At 74.4% G+C, this 2,315-nt stretch carries 1 protein-coding gene; it reads right to left on the reverse strand.

Annotation, left to right across the window (positions count from 1 at the left end; all coding sequences use genetic code 11):
* On the reverse strand, positions 1-2,315 hold a 2,315-nt coding region (locus ABZW30_RS46860), incomplete at both ends, for an acyltransferase domain-containing protein (RefSeq protein WP_355677471.1).

A 2,315-nucleotide genomic window follows, 5' to 3' on the forward strand; every position in this document is an offset into this window, starting at 1 on the left:
CGGTCGGTGGTGTCGCAGGCCGCGATGGTGACGGTGGCGCCCAATTCCTGGAGTTCGGTGGTGAGTTCGGTGGAGCCGGGGGTGTTCGGGCCGCGGCGGCCGGCGAGTAGGAGGTGGCGGACGCCGTGGGTGGTGACGAGGTGGTGGGCGAGGAGGGTGCCGAGGGTGCCGGTGCCGCCGGTGATCAGGACGGTGCCGTCCGGGTCGAGCGGGGTGCTCTCCGTCGTGTCCGGGGTGGCGGCCCTGGCCAGCCGGGGCACGGTCAACCGGCCGTCCACCAAGGCGAGTTCCGGTTCGTCGTCGGCGAGGGCGACGGGCAGGAGGTGGTGGCCGGTGTCGTCGAGGTGGGCGAGGACGATGCGGTCGGGGTGCTCGGCCTGGGCGGACCGGGTGAGTCCCTGGACGGTGGAGGCGGCCAGGCCGTCGGCGTGCCGGATGGCGACCAGAACGGGGCTGTCGGTGAGGGCCTCGTCGGTGAGGGCTTCCCGGAGGGCGGCGAGGGCCTGCCCGGCGAGGTCGTGGGCGCGGGCGGGTTCGTCGTCGTCGGCGGAAGCGGTGAGCGGAAGGTGGCGGAGGACGCCGACGCCCGCGGTGCGCAGCGCTTCGGCGGACGCCTCGTCGCCGATGACCACCCAGGGCCCGGTGACGGGGGTACGGCCGGTGAGGTCCCGTGCCGCCTGCTCCACCCGGTACAGCGGGGGACGGGCGACCGTGCGGACCGCGGCGAGCTGCTCGGGCGTGATCGGGCGGCCGGCCAGCGAGTCCACCGTCAGGACCGGAAGCCCGTCGAAGTCGGAGAGGGTCAGCCGGGCGCTCTCCGGGCCGGTCGGCGACAGTCGTACCCGGAGCGCGCGGGCCCCGACGGCGTGCAGGTCGACGTCGGTCCACGAGAACGGCAGCCGGATGCCCTCGGGTCCGAGGTCGAGCAGTGAGGCGTGCAGGGACGCGTCCAGCAGGGCGGGGTGGATGCCGAAGTCGTCGGTGCCGCCGTCACCGGGCAGCACGACCTCCGCGTACAGCTCCGTCCCGCGCCGCCAGGCGGCCCGCAGGCCCTGGAAGAGCGGGCCGTAGTGGTAGCCGCGCGCGGCGAGCCGGGGGTAGAACCCGTCGACCGGGACCGGGGTCGCTCCGGCCGGAGGCCAGGCCTCCTCGACCGGGGGGCGGTCGGGCGCCTCGGCGGTGAGGGTGCCGACCGCGTGCGCCGTCCACGGCTGGTCGTCGCCGGTCGGGTCGGTCGGGCGGGAGTGGACGGTCACCGTACGGCCGGCCCCGTCCTCCGCCGGGCCCACCGCGACCTGGACCTCGACGGCGGCGTCCTCGGGGACCACCAGCGGGTGCTGGAGCGTGAGTTCGGCCAGGTGCGGGTGGCCGGTCCGCTGGGCGGCGTGCAGGGCGAGCTCGACGAAGGCGGCGCCGGGCAGCAGCACGGTGTCCAGCACGGCGTGGTCGACGAGCCAGGGCTGCTGGTGCCGCGAGACCCGGCCGGTGAACAGGTGGGTGCCGTCGGGCAGTGTGGTGGCGGCGGCCAGCACCGGGTGGTGCAGCGGACGCAGCCCTGTGCTGCCGAGGTCGGTGGTGGTGACCGGCTTCAGCCAGTACGACCGGCGCTGGAAGGGGTAGGTGGGCAGCTCCACCGGGACCGCCGGGGCGCTCGGCAGGGAGGGCCAGGTGACGGAGGTGCCGGTGGTGTGGGCCTGCGCCGCGGAGGTGAGGAAGCGGGCCAGGTCGCCGTGGTCGCGGCGCAGGGTGCCGATCGCCTGGCCGGTGCCGTCGAGGATCTCTTCGACGGGGTTGGTGAGCACGGGGTGGGGGCTGGTCTCGATGAAGGTGGTGTGGCCGGTTTCGACGAGGGCGCGGACGGACTGTTCGAAGAGGACGGGGTTGCGGAGGTTGGTGTACCAGTAGTCGGCGTCCATGACGGTGGTGTCGATGAACGCGGCGGTGAGGGTGGAGTAGAGCGGGATGGCGGAGGGTTGGGGGGTGAGGTCGGCGAGGTCGGTGAGGACCCGGTCGCGGATGGCTTCGACCTGGGGGCTGTGGGAGGCGTAGTCGACGGGGATGGTGCGGGCGCGGATGCCGTCGGTCTGGGCTTGGTCGACGATGGCGGTCAGGGCTTCGACGGTGCCGGCGATGACGGTGTGGTTGGGGCCGTTGACGGCGGCGATGTGGGCGTTGCCGTTGTGGTGGGTGAGCAGGGGTTGGACTTGGTCGGCGGGCAGGGGGATGCTGGCCATGGTGCCGGTGCCGGCGAGTGCGGTGATGGCTTGGCTGCGGCGGACGACGATGCGGGCGGCGTCGTCGAGGGTGAGGGCGCC

This window comes from Kitasatospora sp. NPDC004669, assembly GCF_040609455.1.
Taxonomy (GTDB): domain Bacteria; phylum Actinomycetota; class Actinomycetes; order Streptomycetales; family Streptomycetaceae; genus Kitasatospora.